We start from the raw sequence: 24,770 nt of genomic DNA, 5'->3' as shown, positions 1-24,770 counted from the left end.
TTACTTGTAGATTAAGTATTTACTTCTAATTTTTTTGAATTCCTCTAAATCTTTCTGCCAAATTCCGCGAATTTCTTTTGCTGATAAACCTTTTTCTATTTGGCGTTGTAATTTTGTATTACCTGCATGAATGGTAAAAGTACTACCAAAAAAAATCTCGTTTTTTGGTGTTTTTTGATAAGCATCTATTAACCATTCTAAATTTATTGCTGATAATTTTTCTGTATCAGATACATCTACTCCATAACAAGTTTTGTTTTTATGTTTAGGATACTTTGCTCCAAAATTTGCTTGAGGAGTATAGTTAAAATCTGTTTTTGGAAAATAAGGAGCCCCATATCTTTGGAATTGAAACTTAGTTCCTCTACCAGCGTTTATAGTTGTCCCTTCGAAAAAACCTAAACTAGGATAGAGGTTTATAGACTTGTCATTTGGTAAGTTTGGTGATGGTCTAATTGTTAAACTATAATTGGAATTATGATTGTAATTTTTTAGTGGAATCACTTCTAAATCACATTGAATTCCGTTTTTTAACCATTTTTCTCCATTTATCATTTGTCCATATTCACCTATAGTCATCCCATAAACAACAGGCACAGGATGTTTACCTACAAAACTTGCATGTTCTTTTTCTAAAATTGGCCCATCAATATAATGTGCGTTAGGATTTGGTCTGTCTAAAATAAGTAAAGGAATATTTAATTCTGCACAAGCTTCCATTACGTAATGTAATGTTGATATATATGTATAAAAACGTACACCCACATCTTGAATATCGAAAACAACAATATCTATGTTTTTAAGTTGTTCTGCAGTGGGTTTTTTGTTTTTGCCATATAAAGAAATTATGGGTAAGCCTGTTTTAGAATCTTTACCATCTTTAACTAATTCTGCAGCGTCTGCTTTACCTCTGAAGCCATGTTCAGGAGCAAAAACCTTTTGGATATTTATGTTTTTTTTATTGTTAAGGAAATCTACTAAGTGTTGAGTTACTTTTTTAGAACCCATTACATTTGAAGCTGCTTCAGCTCTTTGAAGCTTTTGAATAACTGATGTTTGATTAGCAACAATAGCTATATTTTTATTCTGCAATAAACTAAAATATAAATCAATTCTATTGGCAGCAGTTATGATTTCTTGAATTTTTTCATCTGATTTTTTAATGGCAATTTTATTATTTTGTAATTTTTGAGCACAAGAAATGAGCTGGAAATTCATCAGTAAAAACAAAAATAAATAGGTACTTTTACGAAGATTAAAAAGAATCATTAGTTTGAATTACGAGTTATTTATTGCAAAACGTATTATTGCTGGCAAAAAGTATAAAAATAGCATATCATCTCCAATAATAAAAATTGCAATTACTGCAATTGCCTTGGGTATTATAATTATGCTTATTGCTGTGGCTACTGGTTCTGGTTTACAATATAAAATTAGAGATAAAATGGCTGGTTTTAAAGGTCATGTTCAAATTGTAAATTATGATACCAATCAGTCTGATGTTTCCACAACACCAATTTTAAAAGAACAGCCTTTTTATCCGAAATTTAATACTATTAAAGGGATAAAAAATGTTCAAATATTTGCAAGTAAAGTGGGTATTCTTAGAACTAATACAGATTTTGAAGGTATTGTTTTTAAAGGGGTTTCTACAGATTATGATTGGTCATTTTTTAAAGAATACCTAATAGAAGGAGTTTTTCCAAATTTTAAACAATCAAGAACAAAAGGTGTTTTGCTCTCAAAAACAATCGCCAATCGTTTAAACTTAAAGTTAAATGATACTATTACAGCTACTTTTGTAAAGACAGCAACAAGTAAATTACCTTCTAATAGAAAGTACATAATTAAAGGGATTTATAATTCAGGTTTTGCTCAGTTTGACAAAAACATGATGATTGGTGACATTAGAGAGGTACAAAAATTAAACAAATGGACTCAAAACCAGGTAGGCGGTTTTGAAGTAGTTTTAAATAATTTTGACGATATCGAAATAAAAGGGAAGGAGATTAATGCAGAAATAGGTAGTATCTTAAATAGTAAAACAATTAAGCAGAGTTACCCTAATGTATTTGATTGGATTGCACTGTTTGATAACAATGTGTGGTTTATTATTGCAATTATGATTTTTATTGCTGGTATAAATATGATTACTGCCCTTTTGGTATTAATACTAGAAAAGGTACAGATGATTGGAATTTTAAAGGCGTTAGGAAGTCAAAACACAAGTATTCGAAAAATATTCTTATACAATGCGTTCTATTTAATTTTAAAGGGTTTGTTTTGGGGTAACCTTATTGGTTTTGGGATTTTATTAATACAGTATTATTTTCAGGTTATCACACTTGATCCAGAAACATATTATGTAACAACACTTCCTGTTTATATTTCTTTTTGGTCTATCTTTTTGCTTAATTTAGGTACTTTATTATTATGCTTCTTAATGTTAATAATCCCTTCTTATATTATTACTAAAATCAAGCCTTCTTTATCTATAAAATTTGCTTAATTAATCGATTTGAAATTGTTTTTTTATTATTTCGCCTTTATGATGAGCAATATAATCTCTAAAAGCTTTTGCAACATTAGACAAGTTTTTAGATTTTAACCAAATTAGATTCCAGTTAGTTTCTAAAGGTAACCCTTTAATATTCAAAATTTGTAACTCACCATTTTTTAGTGCTTTTTGTATTCCTATTATAGGCATAATTGAAATTCCTAATCCAGCTATAACTGCTTGTTTTACTGCTTCATTAGAGGTTAACTCCATTTTCTCTGAACAAAAAGATTGATTTATTTAAATTTTTGATATTTACTTCTTTGCCTTCAACTTTATAATCCTTACCAGCCACAAAAAACATTTGATTGCTCATTAATTCAATCCTTTCAATCTTTAATTTTTTTGGGATGGTAGAAACCATAGCAAAATCTCACTCATTATTTTCTAAGGCTCTAATAACAGACATTTTGTTTGTAACATCCATAGTTACATCTACACTATCATTTTTTTTAATAAAATCTGTTTAAAAATAGGGCATAGCATATTTTGCTGTAGAAACAATGGATAAGTTTAATTTACCGGCTAGTTTTCCTTCAAACAAGTTAGACTTATAGTTAATAGCTTGCACTTCATCTAAAATTTTTGTGGCAGCTTTTGCGATTTCATTACCAAATTCTGTGATATATAATTTTCTTCCTACAATTTCAAATAAGGGTAATTTAAATTGATCTTGAAAGTTTTTGAGTTATATTGAAATAGCTGGTTGAGACATAAATAATTGCTCATTTGTGAATCAATTATCTTAATGATTCTTTTTATTAAAACATCTAATTCAAATAAAATCGAAAAATAAATAAGTAACCATGAACGAATCTGCAGTAACATCAACAGAAACAAAACAAAAAAGTATTCAATTAATTGAAGGAACTTTTACTAAAGGAGAAGCTCTTAACATTATTAATGATGTATTAAACGTAAAAATTAATTTTCATAAAATTCAGAGATTATCTAAAACTGAAGGAAATATTAATGATGAATGTTTGTATGATAACTCTAGAATTACAGAATTAATGACTGATAAAAAAATAGGTAAAGCTTTTTTAAGAGCTTTAGAAAGTAAAGGTCAGAATATTAAAATTTCTAGTACAATAAACATTACACTAGAAGAGTAAGATTAACTACACCAACATATTATAGTAGGAGAACTGACTTGTAAAAGGCTTTCCTACTTTTTTTATGCCAAATTTTAACCTATGGATTTACATTATTTAGTAGATAATTTAACAAACCCTGCACTATTATTTTTCTTCTTAGGCCTTATTGCTGTTAATATTTAGAGTGATTTAAGAATTCCAGAAAATTCATCAAAATTTATTTCTTTCTACTTGCTTTTAGCCATTGGTTTTAAAGGAGGGCAAGAGCTTGCTCATAGTGTAATTACCTCAGAAATTATTAATGCATTGTTGTTCGGAATTTTACTAGCAGTTTTAGTACCTATTTACTGTTACTTTATTTTAAGGATAAAATTAAGTGTGGAAAATTCAGGAGCAATTGCATCTGCTTATGGTTCTGTAAGTGCTGTAACTTTTTTAACTACTATTTCTTTTTTAGAAATGTCTAACATTCCTTTTGGTGGGCATATGTTTGCAGTTTTGGCTTTAATGGAGGCTCCTTCAATTATTGTAGGTGTTATACTTATTGCAATTTTTGGGTCTAAGAAAAAGAACAAGAGCTCATTAAAGAGTGTAATTCATCATTCTTTAACTAATGGAAGTGTAGTGCTTATTATTGGTAGTTTAGTGTTTGGTTACTTTACAAATGATGCACAAGCAGAAGGTATTAAGCTATTACCTTTCCATTTAACATTACAATTGGTATGCCTTTATATTTATGTATTATAGGTATATGTTAATTCTTCTTGTTAATTATTAATTTCTAAGTAAATTAAGGTTTCTATTATTAAAATTATATTTTAAGTAGTGCAAACTTTTAAAAAGTATGTATTTATCAACATTTCTTATATCTCATTTCGTGAACGCATAAAAAATAATTTACCTTTGTTCTATAAATGAATAAGATGAATTACGCAGAAAATATATTAGAAACTATTGGGAATACTCCACTTGTAAAGATGAACAAACTTACTGAAGAATTACCTTGTTTAGTTTTATCAAAATATGAAACGTTTAACCCAGGAAATTCTGTAAAAGATAGAATGGCCTTACAGATGATTTTAGATGCTGAAGCAGATGGAAGATTAAAACCTGGAGGAACTATTATAGAAGGTACTTCTGGAAATACAGGAATGGGTTTAGCTTTGGCAGCTATTGTTAAAGGTTACAAATGTATCTTTGTAATGTCTGACAAACAATCTAAAGAAAAGATGGATATCTTAAGAGCTGTAGGAGCAGAGGTTGTAGTTTGTCCTACAAATGTAGATCCATCAGATCCAAGATCATACTATTCTGTCTCAAAAAGGTTTGGAGAAGAAACACCTAATTCTTGGTATGTAAATCAATATGATAATCCAAGTAACTGTAAAGCACATTTTCAGAGCACAGGACCAGAAATTTGGGAGCAAACCAAAGGTAAAGTAACACATTTTGTAGTTGGTGTTGGTACAGGAGGTACTATTTCTGGAGTAGGTTCTTATCTAAAAATGAAAGCAAGAGAAGCTGGTACAACTGTTAAAGTTTGGGGTATAGATACTTATGGATCTGTGTTTAAAAAATATCATGAAACAGGTATTTTTGATGAAAACGAAATTTACCCCTACATTACAGAAGGAATTGGCGAAGATATTTTACCAAAAAATGTAAATTTTGATGTAATTGATGGATTTACAAAAGTAACTGATAAAGACGCTGCTATTTATACTCAAAAATTAGCGAAAGAAGAAGGAATGTTTTTAGGAAATTCTGCTGGTGCTGCTATAAAAGGGCTATTGCAATTAAAAGAACATTTCACAAAAGATGACGTAGTTGTAGTATTGTTTCATGATCATGGAAGTAGGTATGTGGGTAAAATGTTTAATGATGATTGGATGAAGGAAAAAGGTTTTATAGAAAGCTAAGGAACACTTGCTTTAGCGCTAATAAAACACAAAGATACATTTTAAGTAACAGTAAAAAGAATGTATTGGTTTCTCATTTAATTGAGCCTTTAAATTTTTTTTAACGTTTATTTCTTACCATTCATCTAATATTTCAAAGGTATTCGTCTATAATATATTTTCTACTAGTAAAGATATCGTTTCTTGTAATGGGAAAATTATTATGAATTGGGGGATTCTTAATAAACCTTTTTTTACTCGCCTAAATGTAATGTTTAGGCGTTTTTCTTTTTTAAACATTTATCGAAATTAAAATGTCATTTGTCGATACTTAAGTGTCGTTTATCGACAATGAAAAATTAAAACTAAATAAAGTCTTTTTTTTACATACATATAACTATTACGAATTGGGGGATTTATAATAAGTTACCAGATTGTTTAAATTAATTGAACAGTTTTTTGCTAAGAATGCATAAAAAACCACCTTTTTAAAGGTGGTTTTTTTTAAAACTAATTCAAATAATTTACACAATGAAAACAGTTTACTACGTTATTTTCACTTAATTATTTACAAACTTTGTGCCAAACTTTATTTGAATGAAAATTTTTTTATTTTATTATTATTATTTAGCATGTTTGTGTGCTTTATAAGAAGAGCGAACGAGAGCACCGCTTTCTACATACATAAAACCCATTTCTAAACCTAAAGTTTCGTATTTCTTAAATTGCTCTGGCGTTATAAACTCTTTTACAGGTAAGTGCTTTTTTGTAGGCTGCAAGTATTGCCCAATAGTAATAATATCACAATTTACAGCTCTGAGATCTTTCATAGTTTGAATTACTTCATCTTCTTTTTCTCCTAGACCTAACATTAAACCTGTTTTGGTTCTCATACCATTTTCTTTTAGGTATTTTAAAACACCTAAACTTCTATCATATTTAGCTTGTATTCTAACTTCTCTGGTTAGCCTACGAACAGTTTCCATATTATGAGAAACAACTTCTGGAGCAACTTCTATAATTCTATCAATCTGTTTTGTGTTTCCTTGAAAATCTGGTATTAAAGTTTCTAATGTAGTATTTGGGTTTGCTCTACGAATTGCATCTACCGTTTCTGCCCAAATTATAGAACCACCATCCTTTAAATCATCTCTATCTACAGAAGTAATTACAGCATGCTTAATCCCCATTAATTTAATAGACCTAGCTACTTTTTCTGGTTCATCCCATTCAACTGTATCTGGTCTTCCTGTTTTTACTCCACAAAAGCCACAAGAACGTGTACAAATATTACCTAAAATCATAAAGGTAGCAGTTCCTTCTCCCCAACATTCTCCCATGTTTGGGCAACTACCACTTGTACAAATAGTATTTAATTTATACTTGTCTACTAAACCTCTTAATTCTGTGTACTTCTTACCTACAGGTAATTTTACACGTAACCATTTTGGTTTTTTTGGTCTTTCTGGAAGTACTGCAGTTTCTATCGCCATTTTCTTTCTAAATTAGATTTCAAATTTACGAAGAAAAGATTTAAATATTCGTTAAAAACCAAATGCTAAATCCAATTAAAAAAACAATACCTATAAGGCTTAAAATTTTAGTAAATATTTTAGGTTGGTGTTGTTTTGGAGTTTGTTTTCCTGTAATTAAAATAAAATTTAAAATAGCATAAAATGGTGCTGTTAAAAAAGAAAGAATAGTAGCTATTTTTACCAAATCGCCCATATTAGCTATATAAAATTGTAAGATGCCTAAAGTACCTAAGAATAAAAGTAATATCCAAAATTGATATCCAAATTTAATTTTTCTTTCAACTATTAATTCAATGCTTTTATTCATTGCTCTTGGAGATGCATCTAATGTAGTAATGGTAGTGCTAAACATTGTCGTAAATGCTGCTGCTGCAATAAAAACATACGAAAAATCACCTAGATTTTTTGTATAAAGTTCTATAAGCTGGGCTGCAAATTCTCCTCCTTTGTTAGAAAAAGTTGCTGAAGACTTGTACATGACTAAAGCACCCAATAATACAAAACAAACTCCTAGAACTAAGGTACCTATATAGCCTACATTAAAATCAAAAACGGCTTCTTTTGGGTGTATAGTTGTTCTGCTTTGTTTTCTTTTTTCGACTGACCATATTGAGTGCCAAATGGAAACGTCTAATGGTGCTGGCATCCAACCTAAAAAAGCAATTAAAAATGTTATTTCTACAGATCCAGAGGGTATTATCTGACTTACATCAAAAGTATAAGAAGAATTACTAAATGCAATAATTACTGCAGTAACTGTACTTATTGCAAGAATTATAATGATAAATTTCATAACACTATCTAGTAATTTATAACGACCAATGGCAAGAAAAATGATACTAATTAAAAGAATGATAAAAGACCAAAGAACTAGATTTTCTGAGATTCCAAAAAGTTGAGAAGCTAAACCAGCGGTTACTATAGTTACTGCAGCCTGTATAGTAAACATGGTTGCAAAATTTATTAAAAAATAAACGGGTAATACCCATTTACCAATTTTTTTGTATCCCTCAAGTAATGTTTCTCCTGTAGCTGCAGCATACCTTGGTCCATACTGAAAGAAAGGATATTTAAACAAATGTACTATTAGTAAGGCCCATAGCAGTCCAAAACCAAATTCTGCACCAGCTCTTGTAGATTGTACCAAATGCGATACACCAATGGCTGCACCAGCAAATAAAAGACCAGGACCTAAAGATTGTAGCAACGTTTTTTTCACTACTTTTCTTTTTTTATAATCTCTGATAACAATTTTTTTGCTCGTAACAATTTTACTTTAATGTTATTTATAGGCTCATTAGTTTGTAGTGCAATTTCTTTATAACTTAATTCTTGAAAGTACCTTAAATTAATGACTTGTTGGTACTTAGGTTTTAATTGTCTTATGTTTTTTTGAAGTTTTGCTAAATTCTGTTCTTTAATTATGTTATCTTCTGGTGTAGGGTTTTCGTCAGCAACTAAATAAACTTTCTCTTTCTGATCCTTTGTGGTTTCTGTTGTTATCGATATTTTTTTCTTTCGAATTAAATCGATATGAACATTTTTTGATATTGTAATTAACCAAGTTTTAAAGGTGTAATTTTCATCGAAAGTGTCTATTTTATCAAAAGCTTTAGAAAAGGCTTGTATAGTTATGTCTTCTGCTTCATTTTCATTTTGTGTTCTTTTTAATAAAAAACGATAGACCTCTTGCCAATATAAGTTTAGTAAAAAACGAAATGCAGCTTGATTTCCTCTTTTTGCTTTTGAAATGTTGTCTTTTAGGACTAGATCTTCTTTATTCAACGATTTGTTTTTGAAAATGATTTAGCAATAAATATACTAATTTGAATACCTGTAACAACTACAAAAGTGTAGAAAAGTACAGTTAATAGCATTCTATGATAGGCTTAATTATGTTCAGGTTCAGCACAAGTATCAAATTGATCTGGACTTTTTCCACAGAAACCACATGCTTCACCTTCTCTATTTAACATTGGGTTTTGACTAGCACATGTACCTGCAAATTCGCCATCTTTTTTAGCCCAGATTTTAATTGCTATACCAGCTATTCCCAAAGCTAGAAGTCCTAATGTAAGTAATAATAATTTCATAAAACAAAGTTACAAATTATAGAATTAAAAGTGAAATAGATTTGTATTGTAGTTTTACGTTTTAGCTTATTTTTTGACAAAAAATAATATATATGGTGGTATTGTAAAAAAATATAATTTAAATTATATTTACTTCAATCTCTAAGTCAATTTTAAATTGATTTAAGATGTGCTTTTGAATTTTTTCTGCAAGAGCATAAATATCTTTACCTGATGCATTATTGTAATTTACAAGAACAAGTGCCTGTTTTTCATGTACTCCATAATCTCCAAAACTTTTGCCTTTAAAACCTGCTGTTTCTATAAGCCAACCCGCAGGTAATTTTACTTCATTTTCAGAAATTGTATAACTAGGAATGTTAGGATACTCTTTTTGTAAATTTATAAATGCTGATTCTGTTATAACAGGGTTTTTAAAGAAACTACCACTATTACCTATCTCTTTAGGGTCTGGAAGTTTAGATTTTCTTATGGCTGTAACAGCATTAGAGATGTCTTTTAAACTTGGTGCTGTTATGTTTTTAGAAGATAATTCAGTTTCAATTGCTCCATAAGAAGTGTTCAAATTGTGATTTTGTTTCGTCAATTTAAAAGTAACAGAAGTAATTACAAACTCACCTTTAACGTTGTTTTTAAAGATTGAATTTCTATACCCAAAATTACAATCATCGTTAGAAAAGGTGTGCAACCTGTTAGTTTCTATGTTAATTGCCTCTAATTTGGTAATGGTATCTTTCACTTCTACACCATAAGCACCTATGTTCTGAATAGGGCATGTACCAACATTACCAGGAATTAACGATAAATTTTCTAAACCACCATAATTATGAGCTACGCAATAAAGAACAAATTCATGCCAATTTTCTCCAGCATTTACAGTAAGATGTACAAAGTTATCATCTTCTTTATCTATAGAAATTCCTTTAATATCAATATGTACAACTAACTTATCAATATCTTTTGTAAGCAACATATTACTTCCTCCAGAAATTAAAAAAACATCTTTTTCAACTTTTAAAAGTTGTTGTAATTGGTAAACAGAATCTACACGAATAAATCGTTTTGCGTTTACATCTATACCAAAAGTATTGTATGTTTTAAGTGATATGTTTTCTTGAATCTCCAATTATGCTTTATAAGCTGCTAATGCATTCTTTAGAATCTCTACAGATTTAATTAAATCTTCCTTCTTTAAAACGTAAGCCATTCTAATTTGGTTTTTGCCTTCACCTTCAGTAGAATAAAACCCACTTGCAGGAGCAACCATTACAGTTTCATTATTGTAATTGAAGGTTTCTAGCATCCATTTAGCAAAATCATCTGTATCATTTACAGGTAATTCAGCCACACAATAAAATGCGCCTTTTGGGTTTGCTACTTTAACACCTTCTATTTTTTGAAGTTCAGAAACTAAAGTATCTCTTCTTTCTACATATTCTGCTTTCACATCATCAAAATAACTTTGGGGTGTATCTAAAGCAGCTTCACTTGCTATTAATGCATAAGTTGGCGGACTTAATCTTGCTTGCGCAAATTTAATAGCTGTTGTTATGAATGCTTCGTTTTTAGAAACAATACAACCAATTCTTGCTCCACACATGCTATATCTTTTTGATACAGAATCTATAACAATGGCATTATCTTGCAGACCATCAATAGACAATACCGAAGTGTGTTTTAAACCATCATAAGCAAACTCTCTGTATACTTCATCAGCAATTAAAAATAGATCATGTTTTAAAACAATTTCTTTTAATTTCTGAATTTCTTCTTTAGAGTACATGTATCCTGTTGGATTTCCAGGATTACAAATTAAAATAGCCTTTGTGTTTTTTGTAATTAATTTTTCGAAATCTTCAATTTTTGGTAGCGCAAAATTATCTTCAATTTTAGAAATAACTGGCACAACAGTTACTCCAGAAGCCGTTGAAAATCCGTTGTAATTAGCATAAAAAGGTTCAGGTATAATAATTTCATCTCCTGAATCTGTTATACTACCGATTGTGAATAGTAAAGCTTCAGAACCACCTGTAGTTACAATAATATTATCTGTAGTTACATTTATATTATGATTAGCATAGTAATTAGTTAATTTAGTTCTGTATTCTTCAGAACCCTCAGAGCGTGCATAAGATAACGTTTCTATTGTGTTATTTTTTACAGCATCTAAAGCTATTTGAGGTGTTTTAATATCTGGCTGACCAATATTTAAATGGTAAACTTTAGTTCCTCTTTTTTTTGCGTTTTCTGCAAACGGCACCAACTTTCTAATTGGTGATTCTGGCATATGTAGTCCTTTTATAGATATTGAAGGCATAATAATTTACTGCTTAAAATTCTATGCAAATTTGCGAAATTAATTTTAAAAGTCCTTTAAAATTTCGTAATCTTTAGGAGTAAGATTTAACATCAAACAAATTTTTATTTACAATATATTTCAAATTGTAAGTAGTTAAATGTTTTGTTTTAATACAAGAAAAAAAATGAAAGAGTGTAATGTAAATTATGAATTTACTTGCTTGCGAAATAAAGAAAAAGAAGTGGAATTAATTTGAATTAGAGATCATGCTTTTTTCTTTCTCTAAAACAACACCTTCAGTTACAATACCTTTAATCCTAATTATTTTTCGTGGTGTTTTTGCATTAGAAAAAATGGTTATCGATTTCGAAAAACCACCAACTCTGTTGGTATCATAAGAAACTTTTATTTCTCCTTTTTCTCCGGGCATGATTGGTTGCTCTGGTTTTTTAGGTACTGTACAGCCACAAGAAGACTTCACATTTTTTATAATCAAGGGTGTTTCTCCAATATTAGTAAACACAAACGTTTTTTCGCCATTACTTCCTTTTTGTACTTTTCCGTAATCAATGGTTTCTTTTTGAAATTTAAACTCTTGAGCATTTAAAGAAAAAGAGATACATAAAATCATTAAAAATGTTCCAAATACTTTCATAATAGTAAATTTAATAAGGCAAAATTAGGGTTTATATTTTATTTTAAAAAATCAATGGCTAATTTTCTCTACAAAAAAAGGAATTGTATTTTTGCGAACTATATATAAAAAAAAATCCCAAAGTATGGCAATTCCATCTAAATATGATGCAAGTAAGGTAGAAGATAAGTGGTATGCTTATTGGATAAAAAACAATTATTTTCATTCAACACCAGATGAAAAAGAACCTTATACCATTGTAATTCCACCTCCTAACGTAACAGGGGTATTACACATGGGGCATATGTTAAACAATACCATACAGGATGTATTAATCAGGCGAGCACGTTTACAAGGTAAAAACGCTTGCTGGGTTCCAGGAACAGACCATGCATCTATTGCGACAGAAGCAAAAGTTGTAGCTAAATTAAAAGAACAAGGTATTGCTAAAACAGATTTAACTCGTGAAGAATTTTTGCAGCATGCCTTTAATTGGAAAGATGAATATGGAGGAATAATTTTAGAGCAGTTAAAGAAGTTAGGTGCTTCTTGTGATTGGGAAAGAACTGCTTTTACAATGGACCCAGAAATGTCTGAATCTGTCATTAAAGTATTTGTTGATTTATATAACAAAGGGCTTATCTACAGAGGTTACAGAATGGTGAATTGGGATCCTGAAGCAAAAACTACCTTATCTGATGAAGAAGTAATTCATGAAGAAAGACAGGGGAACTTATATTATTTAGAGTATAATATAGAAGGTTCTGAAGATACTTTAACCATTGCAACTACAAGACCAGAAACCATTTTTGGAGATACTGCAATTTGTATCAATCCAAATGATGAACGTTTTACACATTTAAAAGGAAAAAAAGCAATTGTGCCTTTGTGTGGCAGAGTAATTCCTATTATAGAAGATGAATACGTAGACTTAGAATTTGGTACAGGTTGTTTAAAAGTAACACCTGCTCATGATGAAAATGATAAAAATTTAGGTGATAAACACAACCTTGAAGTTATTGATATTTTTAATGATGATGCTTCTTTAAATTCTTTTGGAATGCACTATAAAGGTAAAGATCGTTTTGTAGTTCGAAAGGAAATTGCCAAAGAGTTGGAAGAAAATGGTGTTTTAATAAAAACTGAAGTGCATACGAATAAAGTAGGTACGTCAGAAAGAACCAAAGCTGTTATAGAGCCAAGATTGTCAGATCAATGGTTTTTAAAGATGGAAGAATTAGCCAAGCCTGCAATAAAAGCAGTTTTGGGTGGTGATACAGACATTAATTTATATCCAAAAAAGTTCGAGAATACCTATCGTCATTGGATGGAAAATGTTCGTGATTGGAATATTTCTCGTCAACTTTGGTGGGGTCAGCAAATTCCGGCTTTTTTCTATGGAGATGGAAAAGAAGATTTTGTAGTAGCAGAGACTATTAAAGAAGCTTTAGTGTTAGCCAAAGAAAAAACAGGAAAATCAGATTTAAAAACAACTGATTTAAAGCAAGATGAAGATGCTTTAGATACTTGGTTTTCTTCTTGGTTATGGCCAATGTCTGTTTTTGATGGAATTAGAAATCCAGAAAACGAAGAAATTAAATACTATTATCCAACCAACGATTTAGTAACTGGTCCAGATATTTTATTTTTCTGGGTGGCTAGAATGATTGTTGCTGGTTATGAATATAAAGATGAAAAACCTTTTGAAAATGTTTATTTAACAGGTTTAGTTAGAGATAAACAAAGACGTAAAATGTCTAAATCTTTAGGGAACTCACCAGATGCTTTAAAATTAATTGAAGAATTTGGTGCAGATGGAGTAAGAGTAGGGTTATTATTAAGTGCACCAGCAGGAAATGATATACTATTTGATGAAGATTTATGTCAGCAAGGAAAAGGTTTTGCAAATAAGATTTGGAATGCTTTTCGTTTAATTAAAGGTTGGGGAGTTGATGCAAATTTAGCTCAATCAGAGACAGCTAAAATAGGTTTAGATTGGTATGAGGCTAAATTTCAGAAAACCATTGTAGAAATAGAAGATCATTTTTCTAAATATAGGTTGTCTGATGCGTTAATGGCCATTTATAAATTAATTAATGATGATTTTTCTTCTTGGTTATTAGAAATCGTAAAACCAGCTTATCAACATCCAATAGACAAAATTACGTTTGATGCTGTAATTGAAGTTTTAGAAAATAACTTGAAAATTTTGCATCCATTTATGCCATTCTTAACAGAAGAAATTTGGCAATTTATAGCAGAAAGAACATCAGAAGAAGCATTAATTGTAGCCAAATATCCTGCTCAAAAGGAATTTGATTCAGCAATAATTAGTGAGTTTGAATTTGCAACAGGTGTAATTTCTGGTATTAGAACTATTAGAAAAGATAAAAATATTGCTTTTAAAGATGCAGTTGAATTGTTTGTAGTAAACAACGTTAATTCTTCAGTAGAGTTTGATGGTATTATTCAGAAACTGACAAATACAGCATCTATTAGTTATGTTTCAGAAAAGGTAGATGGAGCCTCTTTTAGAGTAAAATCTAACGAATATTTTGTACCAATTTTTGCAGCTAATATTGATGTTGAAGCTGAAATAGAAAAACTATCAGCTGAGTTAAAAAGAGCTCAAGGTTTTCTAGTAGGAATTCAAAAGAAATTGTCTAACGAACGTTTTGTGGCTAATGCACCAGAAAAGGTAATTACTCTAGAACGTAAGAAAGAGGCAGATACTTTAGCTAAAATTGAAACAATAATTGGTAGTTTAAATTCTTTAAAATAAAATACTAAACCCTTTCTTAAAATCAAACTGAAACTCTTTACTGTTTTCAAATTTTGATTTTCCTTTTGGTATAAAAATCCATACCAACAATGCTATTAAAAATACAATTGCAGTGATTGAACCAATAATATATTGTAAGGTTTCAACCTTGTTTTCAAATGTAATCTCCACACCTTTTTCAGGAAAGAAGAAGGTTAGAATTCCTGCCCCAGACAAAGCAATTGTAGCTGCAAAAAAGCCTCTTCCTCCATCTAATAAACTATAAGAAATGCCTTGGTTATTTTCATATCCCCATTGTCTGGTTGCTTTTATTAAAGAAGCCCAAAAAAGCAAAATAGTAGAAACGCCCCAAAAAGCGTATAATGCTTTTAGGCCATTAATAGTCGGAATTAAAGTCATCCAAAAACCACCTAAGGCAGTAAGAATTAGTGAAAAGGTTAATAGTTTTCTAGGCTCGTATTTATCGGCTATAAATCCACCAAAAAAATAAGAAAATACAGCAGTAATACCATACAAAGCTTAAAAACTCGCATTAAAATAAAGGGTAATAAAAAAATAGCTTCTCCTGCAATTATTAAGGAGAACATAGATGCAATTTTGTTTTTCTGTATCAAAGTTTTCGATGTTAGACTCTAAAAATACAAAAACAAAAATAGTATCGTCTTTTATTACAGTAAAGCTTCTTTTAAAATGGTTATTGGGTGTTTTGCTATTCTTTCTGTACCATCAAAAATTTGATGCCTGCAACTAGTTCCAGCAGCTACAATTTCTGTATTTGGGCTGCAGTTTCTAACTTTTGGAAATAAAGTGTCTTCACCAACTTGCATAGAAACATCATAATGTTCTTTTTCGTAACCAAATGAGCCAGCCATTCCACAACAGCCTGTATTCATAATAGTAACTTTATAGTTTTTAGGTAAATTCATTATTTGAAAGCTAGAACTTGTACCTGATAAAGCTTTTTGATGACAATGTCCGTGAATTTTTAATTCCTTTTCTTCCTTAGTAAATAGTTGATGATCTATAGCACCTTCTTCAATTTCGTTGGCTAAAAACTCTTCGAAAGTAAAGGTGTTTTTTGCTATTTGTTCAGCAGCATTTTTGTTATCTGCTAAACGTAAATATTCATCTCTAAAGGTTAAAATGGCTGAAGGTTCAACACCAATTAAAGGAGACTCTTCACTTATTATGTCTTTAAAAATTTCGATATTTAGATTACAAACAGCTTTTGCTTCATTTAAAAATCCTTTAGAAATAAAACTTCTACCAGATTCTTCATGATTCACAATTTTTAAATCATAACCTAATTTCTCTAAAAGAATAAAAGCATCTTTACCAATTTCTACATCGTAATAATTTGTGAATTCATCGCAAAAAAGATACACAGTTGTCTTTGTATTCTTTGAAGTTTTATTTCGATTAGCATACCATTTTTTTAAAGTCTTTGGTGCTAATTTTGGGACACTTCTTTTTTGAGCAACTCCCATAACTGCTTTCGTTAAAGAAGTGTTTAAAACTAGATTTGTAATTGCAGGAGCAATACTACCTAGCTTGTTATACTTTACATTATTGGCAAAGAGTTTATTTCTAAAAGAATACCCATTTTCTTCTTGATATTGATACAAAAACTCTGCTTTCATAGTAGCAACATCCACATTACTTGGGCATTCGGAAGCACAAGCTTTACAGCTTAAGCACAAACTTAAAACCTCTTTTAATTCAGTTGAATTAAATTTATTTTGCGCCTTGTTATTAGTTAAAACTTCACGTAATGTGTTTGCTCTAGCTCTGGTGGTATCTTTTTCATCTTTTGTAGCTCTGTAACTTGGACACATTGTTCCACCAGCTTCAACAGGTTTTCTACAATCTCCAGAACCATTACATTTTTCTGCCATTCTTAGAATACCTTGGCTGTCGGAAAAATCTTGAAGTGTTTCAATTTCTGGTTCATTACGATTTATTTCATATCGTAAGTTTTCATCCATGGCAAAAGCATCTGTAACTTTACCTTTGTTAAAAATGTTATTAGGATCAAATGCTTTTTTAATTCGCCTCAGCAATTGATAATTTTTATCACCTATCATTAAAGGTATAAACTCAGCTCTAACAATTCCATCTCCATGCTCGCCAGAAAATGAGCCTTTGTATTTTTTTACGAGCTCTGCTGTTTCTGTTGTAATTTTTCTAAATAAAACAACATCTTCTTTTTTCTTTAAGTTTAAAATGGGTCTTAAATGTAATTCTCCAGCTCCTGCATGTGCATAATACACAGCATTTTGCTGATATTTTGTCATAATTTGCGTGAACTCTTCTATATAACTTGGTAAATCTTCTAAAGCAACTGCTGTGTCTTCTATACAAGCAACTGCTTTTTGATCTCCAACCATATTTCCTAAAGCACCCAAACCAGCTTTTCTTAAATAATGTACTTTAGCAATATCTTTACCATATACTTTTGGATGATGATATCCGAAATTGTTTTTCTTTAAATTAGCTATTAGTTCATCTGCCAATAACTCTGCTTCTGGTAAAGTATTTGCAGCTACTTCTAACATTAAAACAGCTTCAGGATCTCCTTGTAAAAAGAATCTATTCTTGGCTAATTCTCTATTGTTTTTTGTGCAATCTAGTATGGTTTTATCCATCAATTCACAATTGTACAAATTGTGATTCATAGCAACCACAGTTGCTTTTAAGCTTTCATTTATACTCTTAAAATGCGTACAAACCATAATACTTTCAGTAGGAGGTAAGCCATCTAACTGAAAAGTGATTTCTGTTGAAAAAGCCAAAGTACCTTCACTACCCGTTAAAAACTTAGCAACATTTATGGTTTTTTCAGTACCACCAAATAAGTCTGACTTTAAAAACTCATCTACAGCATAACCCGTATTTCTTCTATGTATTTCAGGTTTTGGAAATTCGTTATGAATCTCATTTTGATTTTCTTGGTTAGAAAGTTCATCAAAAATAGATTTATAAATTTTACCTTCTAATGTATCTAGTTTTGTTTTCTGAATAAATTCTTCTGAGGAAATCTCTTTAAAAATTGCTGAACTTCCATCACTTAAAATAGCGTTGATTTGTAAAACTTTATCTCTAGTAACGCCATATTTTATAGAGGTACTACCAGATGAATTATTACCAACCATTCCACCAACCATACATCTGTTAGAAGTGGATGTATTTGGGCCAAAAAATAAGCCATAAGGTTTTAGAAACCCATTTAAAGAATCTCTTACTATTCCTGGTTGAAGGGTAATGGTTTTAGAAAGTTCATCAAAAGCAAGAATATTGGTAAAATGTTTAGATACATCTACCACAATTCCATCTCCTACACATTGCCCAGCCAAAGATGTTCCTGCAGTTCTTGGTATTAAAGTAATATCGTTTTTAGCAGCAAAATCAATTAACGTTTTTAAATCTTCTTCATTTTTAGGATAGGCAACTGCTAGTGGTATTTTTCGATATACTGAAGCATCTGTTGCATATAATGTTTTATGCAAATTATCGTATAAAATATCACCAGAAAGTGAGTTATCTAGGCTGTCTAAAGTTGTATTTGAAATCATTGAATAATGGTGAACTATCTTATTTACAAATATCTGAATAATATTATCAAATACAGCAACTAGAAAAAAGGTTTCACCATTTTTATTAATTTCATAAAATGATGCATTTCTGAACCTTAAAAATGAATTAAGTTGAAAAATAGTTAGTAATTGCTGTTAATTAGTGCGAAATATTGATCAATTTCGATTCATTTAAACCTTTTTTATTTGTAAAACGAAAAAGGTAAATTCCGTTAGAAATTTTGCTTGTGTCTAGGGTGATTTCTTATATTTGTTAGGTAACCAAATTTTAATAAAACAATGAAAAAACTGTTTGTTTTCTTTCTATTATTTTCAATTTACAGCAATGCTCAAGATGTAGACTTATCTTACTACTTGCCTGCTGAAAATTACGATTCTAGTATTCCAACACCTAAAGAAATTATTGGGCATGAGGTAGGTGAGTGGCATATAACTCATGATAAGTTAGTAGAATATATGAAAGCTTTAGCAGCATCATCTGATAGAATTTCTATAGAAACAAGAGGAAAAACCTATGAAGATAGACCTTTACTATTACTTACAATTACTTCTGTAGAAAATCAGAAAAATATAGCGCAAATAAGAAAGCAGCATATTGATGCAACTAATGATGCTTCTTTAAGTGTAGATAATCCTATTGTGGTTTATCAAGGATTTTCCATTCATGGTAATGAGCCAAGTGGATCTAATGCAGCATTAGCAGTAGCTTATTATTTAGCAGCTTCTACAAGTTCTGCCACACAAGATTTATTAAAGAATACTGTTATTTTATTCGATCCTTCTTTTAATCCTGATGGTTTACAACGTTTTGCATATTGGGCAAATACAAATAGAAGTAAAAACATTAATCCAGATCCTAATGATAGAGAATATTCAGAGATTTGGCCAAGAGGAAGAACCAATCATTATCAATTTGATATGAATAGAGATTGGTTGCCTGTGCAATTGCCAGAAAGTAAAGCAAGAATAGCAACTTTTCATAAATGGTTGCCAAACATTTTAACAGATCATCATGAAATGGGCAGTAATTCTAGCTTCTTTTTCCAACCAGGAATTCCTAGTAGAACCAATCCATTAACGCCTCAAATGAATCAAGATTTAACTAGAGAAATTGCAACTTATCATGCAAAAGCTTTAGATAAAATTGGTTCTATGTATTATTCAGAAGAAAGTTTTGATGATTTTTATTATGGTAAAGGATCTACTTTTCCAGACATCAATGGTAGTATAGGTATTTTGTTTGAACAAGCAAGTTCTAGAGGACATGCACAAGAAACTTCTAATGGAATTTTAACTTTCCCATTCACAATTAGAAATCAAGCAACAGCAGCATTTTCTACATTAGAAGCTGCTAATAAAATGCGTTTAAAGATTTTAAAATATCAGCAAGATTTTTATAAAGAAAGTAGAAACACAGGTGCTAAAAATGCCATTGTTTTTGGAGATGAAAAAGATGCTGCAAAAACATTTCATTTAGCAGAGGTTTTAAAAAGACACCAGGTTAAAATTCATGATATTAAAAGTGATTTTACTCAAAATGGAAAAAACTTTAAGAAAGGTTACAGCTATGTTGTACCTATGAATCAAAAGAATCACAGGTTAGTAAAAGCGATGTTTGATATAAGAACTACATTTAAAGACAGTTTGTTTTATGACGTTTCTGCTTGGACATTTAATCATGCTTTTGATGTAGATTATGCAGAAAATGTTTCCTTATCTAAAGCTGGTAATGAAATTACAAACCTAGAAATGAAAGCCGGTAATGTTTCTTTTAAAAGCGATTATGGTTACTTAATGCCTTGGAATGAGTTTTATGCTCCAAAAGCTTTACATGCCATTTTACAAAAAGGTTTAAGAGCAAAAGTTTCTATGAAGAACTTTAAGAATGGAGGAGTATCTTATGAATATGGTACTATTTTTATACCTGTTCAAAATCAAAAATTAAATGCTTTAGAGTTGTTTACTTATTTAGGTGATGTTGCAAAAGAAAGTCATATCAATATAAATGCAGTTAACACAGGTTTAAATGATGGTATAGATTTAGGAAGCAACAATTTTAGAGCTATTACTAAACCTAAAGTAGCTATGATTGTTGGTGATGGGGTTGCAGGTAATGATTCAGGAGAAATTTGGCATTTATTTGATCAACGTTTTGATATGCCTATAACACGTTTAGATACGCGTAATTTTAATAGAAAGGATATTGCAAAATACACTCATATTGTAGTTCCAAGTAGTGGTTTAGAAAAAGATGCAATTACCAAATTACAAACTTGGGTTAGAAGTGGTGGAGTTTTAGTTGGTTACAAAAATACTGCGAGGTGGTTGGCAAACAATAAGATGATTACTATTAATTTTGAAAGTGCAAAAAGAGATTCTGTAAAAAATGTTTCTTTTGAAGATAGATCATTAAAATCAGGAGCTCAAGTTATTGGAGGTGCTATCTTTGTAGCGAATTTAGACAGATCTCATCCAATAAATTTTGGTTATAAAGATGATAAGTTGGCCTTATTTAGAAATTCAACTATGTTCATGAAAGCTGATAAGGATAGTTATAATAACCCAATTCAATATACATCTAAACCATTATTAAGTGGTTATATTTCTAAAGAAAATGCAGCGATTATACCTAATACTGTACCATTTAAAGTAAACAGATTTGGTAGAGGTAGAGTAATTGTTTTTACAGATAACACCAATTTTAGAGCATTTTGGTTTGGTACAAACAAATTACTAATGAACACTATTTTCTTTGGTGATAAAATGTAGAGGTATAATAGTTTACCAAATGACTGATTAGAAAAATCGCAAAGTTTAAATTTAAGCTTTGCGTTTTTTTTTAAGAAAAGATTTTACAATGTCTTTTATGTAACAAAAAAAGAATACATTCCTCTAATTTGTGTAACCAATTAAACAAAAAATTGAGCTTTTTTAGAGTATTATTTGCAATAATTTTCCCTCCATTATCAGTTATAGATAAAGGTTGTGGATCTTTTATTATTATTTTTTTGCTAACACTTTGTGGCTGGATACCAGGAATTATAGGTGCTTTAGTAATTTTAAATAATCCTAAGCGTTAAGATACTTGCTCACCGTTTTTTATAGTTTTATTAGGCTGTAATATTACGACTTCCTCATCTTCATTATAAACACCTAATACTAAAACTTCACTTTTAAAATTTGCAATTTGCCTTGATTTAAAGTTAACAATGGCTGAAACCTGTTTGTGCAGCAAATCTTCTTTACTATATAAATCTGTAATTTGCGCACTTGATTTTTTTGTTCCTAAGCTTCCAAAATCGATGTAGAGTTGATAAGCAGGTTTTCTTGCTTTTGGAAAATCATTCACTTCAATAATGGTTCCTACTCTAATATCAACCTTTAGAAAATCTTCAAAAGAAATTTCATCTTTCATTTTTACTTATTTTTTTTACCCAGTTTTTGAATGATCCAAAGAGGCCCAATCAATAAAAATTCTAAATCTTTTAAAAATGATGGTTTTGCACCTTCTATTTTATGACCATAAAATTGACCAACCCAAGCTAAAATAAACACTGCAATTGAAAAATAGAGTAAGTTGGTAATATTACTAATCCAGAAATTACCTATAATGGATAGTAAAATAACAAAAAGCATTTCAGTAAAATACCAAAAGCCTAATCTCAAATAAAAAATCGAAATAAAAACAGTTACTACAACTGCCCAATTCTCTAATAGAGGATTATATAAGCCCAAAGTCTTTTCTAAAAAGGTTGTTGGTATACTCATTAGTAAACCAATTACATTAAAAAATATTAACGGGACACAAATATAATGTATGGTTTGGTTGGTTTTATTTTGATGACTTACAGCATATTCATCAAAGTAGGCTTGCGCAGATTTCATAGTTGAAAATTAAAATTTAAATTTAAATATACTATTTAAATATGAAACTTAGAATAGAATGCTATTTTCTGTTTTCCTAAAAGGTTGTTTATTTTGAGATATTAGCACTTTAAAAATATTAGACATCGTATTTAAAATTAGATTAAGTGTTTCAAAATCAATTTACTACATATACCTTTTGTCAATGAATATAGTACTTCTTTAGGTAGAGTATTGTTAAAAACTACTTTTAAAGTTTATTTTTGAGAATTGAATGAAAATATAAAAAATGGCAAATACATTATTTGATAAAGTTTGGGATACACATGTTGTTCGTAAAGTAAAAGAAGGTCCAGATGTTTTATTTATAGACCGTCATTTTATACATGAAGTAACTAGTCCTGTTGCTTTTTTAGGTTTAGAAAGCAGAGGTAACAGTGTTGTTTATCCAGAAAAAACATTTGCAACTGCAGATCATAACACACCAACTATAAATCAACATTTACCAGTTGAAGATCCTTTATCAGCAAATCAATTGAATGCTTTAGAAGAAAATGCAAAAAAATATGGCATTTCTCACTGGGGTTTAGGAGATAAAAATAACGGAATTGTACATGTTGTAGGTCCAGAAAACGGAATTACATTACCAGGTGCAACTATAGTATGTGGAGATTCTCATACCTCTACACATGGAGCTTTTGGAGCCATTGCTTTTGGTATTGGAACAAGTGAGGTAGAAATGGTGTTGTCTACACAATGTATTATGCAGCCTAAGCCAAAAAGTTTACGAATTAATGTAAATGGAATTTTAGGTGTTGGAGTTACGCCTAAAGATGTAGCTTTATATATCATTTCTAAATTATCAACTTCTGGTGCTACAGGTTATTTTGTAGAATATGCTGGAGATGTTTTCAAAGAAATGTCTATGGAAGGTAGAATGACAGTGTGTAACCTTTCTATAGAAATGGGAGCAAGAGGAGGTATGATTGCTCCAGATGAAAAAACCTATCACTATATAAAAGGTAGATCATTAGCACCAAAAGGCGAAGCTTGGGATAAAGCCATGAATTATTGGCAAACATTATATACAGAAGATAATGCAGAATTTGATGCAGAGTTTACTTTTGAAGCTTCAGATATTGAACCAATGATTACTTATGGTACAAATCCAGGAATGGGAATTGGAGTAACTAAATCTATTCCAAATTCTGATGATGCAGATAGTGGAGCAAAATCATACAAGAAATCTTTAGCCTACATGAATTTTGATGAAGGAGATGCAATGCTAGGTAAAGAAATTGATTTTGTATTCTTAGGTTCTTGTACAAATGGAAGAATAGAAGATTTTAGGGCTTTTTGTTCTATAGTAGAAGGGCGTAAAAAAGCAGAGAATGTTACTGCTTGGTTAGTACCTGGTTCACATAAAGTTGTAGACCAAATAAAAGAAGAAGGTTTAGACAAAATTATAGATGCTGCAGGTTTTGTATTAAGAGAACCAGGTTGTTCTGCGTGTTTGGCTATGAATGATGATAAAATACCTTCAGGTAAATTATCAGTTTCAACTTCAAACAGAAACTTTGAAGGTAGACAAGGCCCTGGATCTAGAACTTTATTAGCCTCTCCTTTAGTAGCAGCAGCATCTGCAGTAGAAGGTGTAGTTACAGATCCAAGAACAATTTTAGCTGCTAGCTTATAGCTATTGGCTTTTAGAAATAAGATTAATTAAAAAGCTAAAGGCAAATAGCCCATAGCAAAAACAATAAATACTGCCCATAGCTAAAAGCTAAAGGCTAAAAGCATAAAATAATGGCTTACGATAAATTTGACGTTTTAACAAGTACAGCATATCCATTACCAATAGAAAATGTAGATACAGATCAAATAATTCCTGCTCGTTTTTTAAAGGCGACAGAAAGAGTTGGTTTTGGTGATAATTTTTTTAGAGATTGGAGATACCATCAAGATGGATCACCAAAAGCAGATTTTCCTTTAAACAAAGAAATTTACGCAGGTTCTAAAATTTTAGTAGGTGGTAAAAATTTTGGTTCAGGCTCTTCTAGAGAGCATGCAGCTTGGTCTGTTTATGATTTTGGATTACGATGTGTAATTTCATCCTTTTTTGCAGATATATTTAGAAATAATTGTTTGAACGTTGGGGTGCTACCTGTACAAGTTTCAGAAAATTTTGCCAATACATTATTTGATGCTATTATGGCTGATCCTAATACAGAGATTAAAGTAGATTTACCAAAACAAACTGTTACTTTAGTTACTACAGGAGAATCAGAATCGTTTGAAATTAATACTTATAAGAAAGATAATATGTTAAATGGTTTTGATGATATCGATTATTTAAAAAATATTGAAGAAGAGATTTCTGCATTTGCGAAAACAAGACCATTTTAATTCATCTGTAAA

Annotated in this window: 21 protein-coding genes and 1 pseudogene; 9 read left to right on the top strand and 13 right to left on the bottom strand. The window is 30.2% G+C overall.

The genetic code is table 11. The annotated features are described in order from the left end of the window. Positions 1 to 1,218, bottom strand: a complete 1,218-nt coding sequence (locus tag Q0L44_RS08515) for a DUF1343 domain-containing protein (RefSeq protein WP_296637525.1) — start codon at positions 1,216 to 1,218, stop codon at positions 1 to 3. A 55-nt stretch (positions 1,219 to 1,273) separates the two neighbouring features. Here Q0L44_RS08515 and Q0L44_RS08510 point away from each other — a divergent pair, with 55 nt between their 5' ends. Beyond that, entirely contained in the window at positions 1,274 to 2,509 is a 1,236-nt protein-coding gene (locus tag Q0L44_RS08510) for an FtsX-like permease family protein (protein WP_296637523.1), read from the top strand. Here the strand turns inward: Q0L44_RS08510 and Q0L44_RS08505 are convergent, their stop codons facing one another. After that, a complete protein-coding gene (locus Q0L44_RS08505; protein WP_296637521.1) occupies positions 2,510 to 2,770 on the bottom strand; it encodes a LysR substrate-binding domain-containing protein in 261 nt (86 codons plus the stop codon). It abuts the gene before it with no gap. 593 nt (positions 2,771 to 3,363) lie between these two features. On the opposite strand from Q0L44_RS08505, the gene Q0L44_RS08500 reads away from it, so the two are divergent. The 3 genes and pseudogenes from Q0L44_RS08500 to Q0L44_RS08490 all read left to right on the top strand — a co-directional run bounded on the left by Q0L44_RS08500 (position 3,364) and on the right by Q0L44_RS08490 (position 5,573). Then, complete coding sequence (locus tag Q0L44_RS08500) at positions 3,364 to 3,672, top strand: hypothetical protein (RefSeq protein WP_296637517.1); 309 nt, start codon at positions 3,364 to 3,366, stop codon at positions 3,670 to 3,672. Between the two features lie 81 nt (positions 3,673 to 3,753). Then, a pseudogene (locus Q0L44_RS08495) lies at positions 3,754 to 4,356 on the top strand (sodium-dependent bicarbonate transport family permease); the annotation flags it as partial. A 221-nt stretch (positions 4,357 to 4,577) separates the two neighbouring features. After that, the gene (locus Q0L44_RS08490) at positions 4,578 to 5,573 is read left to right on the top strand and encodes a pyridoxal-phosphate dependent enzyme (protein ID WP_296637515.1); all 996 of its coding nucleotides are present in this window, start codon (positions 4,578 to 4,580) and stop codon (positions 5,571 to 5,573) included. 602 nt (positions 5,574 to 6,175) lie between these two features. On the opposite strand, the gene lipA is transcribed toward Q0L44_RS08490, so the two are convergent. The 7 genes from lipA to Q0L44_RS08455 all read right to left on the bottom strand — a co-directional run bounded on the left by lipA (position 6,176) and on the right by Q0L44_RS08455 (position 12,134). Beyond that, positions 6,176 to 7,045: a lipoyl synthase gene (gene lipA / locus Q0L44_RS08485; protein WP_053975050.1), complete on the bottom strand. Its 870-nt coding sequence runs from the start codon at positions 7,043 to 7,045 to the stop codon at positions 6,176 to 6,178. Between the two features lie 40 nt (positions 7,046 to 7,085). Continuing rightward, on the bottom strand, positions 7,086 to 8,306 hold the full coding sequence (locus Q0L44_RS08480; RefSeq protein ID WP_296637498.1) for an Nramp family divalent metal transporter: 1,221 nt from the start codon (positions 8,304 to 8,306) through the stop codon (positions 7,086 to 7,088). After that, a complete protein-coding gene (locus tag Q0L44_RS08475) occupies positions 8,306 to 8,872 on the bottom strand; it encodes an RNA polymerase sigma factor (protein ID WP_296637496.1) in 567 nt (188 codons plus the stop codon). The genes Q0L44_RS08480 and Q0L44_RS08475 overlap by 1 nt, the downstream gene beginning before the upstream one ends. Positions 8,873 to 8,976: 104 nt before the next feature. Continuing rightward, positions 8,977 to 9,180, bottom strand: a complete 204-nt coding sequence (locus Q0L44_RS08470; protein WP_296637494.1) for a membrane or secreted protein — start codon at positions 9,178 to 9,180, stop codon at positions 8,977 to 8,979. Positions 9,181 to 9,298: 118 nt separating this feature from the next. Beyond that, on the bottom strand, positions 9,299 to 10,306 hold the full coding sequence (murB, locus tag Q0L44_RS08465; RefSeq protein ID WP_296637492.1) for a UDP-N-acetylmuramate dehydrogenase: 1,008 nt from the start codon (positions 10,304 to 10,306) through the stop codon (positions 9,299 to 9,301). After that, complete coding sequence (locus tag Q0L44_RS08460; protein ID WP_296637490.1) at positions 10,307 to 11,497, bottom strand: pyridoxal phosphate-dependent aminotransferase; 1,191 nt, start codon at positions 11,495 to 11,497, stop codon at positions 10,307 to 10,309. A 229-nt stretch (positions 11,498 to 11,726) separates the two neighbouring features. Then, positions 11,727 to 12,134, bottom strand: coding sequence for a DUF1573 domain-containing protein (locus Q0L44_RS08455; RefSeq protein ID WP_296637489.1), 408 nt, complete (start codon positions 12,132 to 12,134; stop codon positions 11,727 to 11,729). A 124-nt stretch (positions 12,135 to 12,258) separates the two neighbouring features. On the opposite strand from Q0L44_RS08455, the gene Q0L44_RS08450 reads away from it, so the two are divergent. Further along, positions 12,259 to 14,895, top strand: coding sequence for a valine--tRNA ligase (locus tag Q0L44_RS08450; protein WP_296637487.1), 2,637 nt, complete (start codon positions 12,259 to 12,261; stop codon positions 14,893 to 14,895). Here the strand turns inward: Q0L44_RS08450 and Q0L44_RS08445 are convergent. Together Q0L44_RS08445 and Q0L44_RS08440 are read right to left on the bottom strand one after the other, a co-directional pair. Then, positions 14,887 to 15,411: an MFS transporter gene (locus Q0L44_RS08445; protein WP_296637486.1), complete on the bottom strand. Its 525-nt coding sequence runs from the start codon at positions 15,409 to 15,411 to the stop codon at positions 14,887 to 14,889. The genes Q0L44_RS08450 and Q0L44_RS08445 overlap by 9 nt on opposite strands. Before the next feature lie 152 nt (positions 15,412 to 15,563). Next, complete coding sequence (locus tag Q0L44_RS08440; protein ID WP_296637484.1) at positions 15,564 to 18,467, bottom strand: FAD-binding and (Fe-S)-binding domain-containing protein; 2,904 nt, start codon at positions 18,465 to 18,467, stop codon at positions 15,564 to 15,566. A gap of 300 nt (positions 18,468 to 18,767) precedes the next feature. Between Q0L44_RS08440 and Q0L44_RS08435 the strand changes: the two genes are divergently transcribed. Further along, entirely contained in the window at positions 18,768 to 21,257 is a 2,490-nt protein-coding gene (locus Q0L44_RS08435; protein ID WP_296637483.1) for a M14 family zinc carboxypeptidase, read from the top strand. 152 nt (positions 21,258 to 21,409) lie between these two features. Beyond that, on the top strand, positions 21,410 to 21,568 hold the full coding sequence (locus Q0L44_RS08430; protein ID WP_296637481.1) for a YqaE/Pmp3 family membrane protein: 159 nt from the start codon (positions 21,410 to 21,412) through the stop codon (positions 21,566 to 21,568). Here Q0L44_RS08430 and Q0L44_RS08425 read toward each other — a convergent pair. Together Q0L44_RS08425 and Q0L44_RS08420 are read right to left on the bottom strand one after the other, a co-directional pair. Continuing rightward, on the bottom strand, positions 21,565 to 21,903 hold the full coding sequence (locus Q0L44_RS08425; RefSeq protein ID WP_296637479.1) for a tRNA-binding protein: 339 nt from the start codon (positions 21,901 to 21,903) through the stop codon (positions 21,565 to 21,567). The two genes, Q0L44_RS08430 and Q0L44_RS08425, sit on opposite strands and share 4 nt — an antisense overlap. 2 nt (positions 21,904 to 21,905) lie before the next feature. Next, positions 21,906 to 22,373: an Mpo1-like protein gene (locus Q0L44_RS08420; RefSeq protein WP_296637477.1), complete on the bottom strand. Its 468-nt coding sequence runs from the start codon at positions 22,371 to 22,373 to the stop codon at positions 21,906 to 21,908. A gap of 268 nt (positions 22,374 to 22,641) precedes the next feature. Between Q0L44_RS08420 and leuC the strand changes: the two genes are divergently transcribed. Both leuC and leuD read left to right on the top strand, forming a co-directional pair. Continuing rightward, entirely contained in the window at positions 22,642 to 24,048 is a 1,407-nt protein-coding gene (gene leuC / locus Q0L44_RS08415) for a 3-isopropylmalate dehydratase large subunit (protein ID WP_296637476.1), read from the top strand. 110 nt (positions 24,049 to 24,158) lie between these two features. Next, entirely contained in the window at positions 24,159 to 24,758 is a 600-nt protein-coding gene (gene leuD, locus Q0L44_RS08410) for a 3-isopropylmalate dehydratase small subunit (RefSeq protein WP_296637474.1), read from the top strand. Positions 24,759 to 24,770 lie beyond the last annotated feature (12 nt).

Source organism: Polaribacter sp. (assembly GCF_024639685.1).
Lineage (GTDB): Bacteria > Bacteroidota > Bacteroidia > Flavobacteriales > Flavobacteriaceae > Polaribacter.
This window is presented reverse-complemented; position numbering and strand designations above follow the sequence as displayed.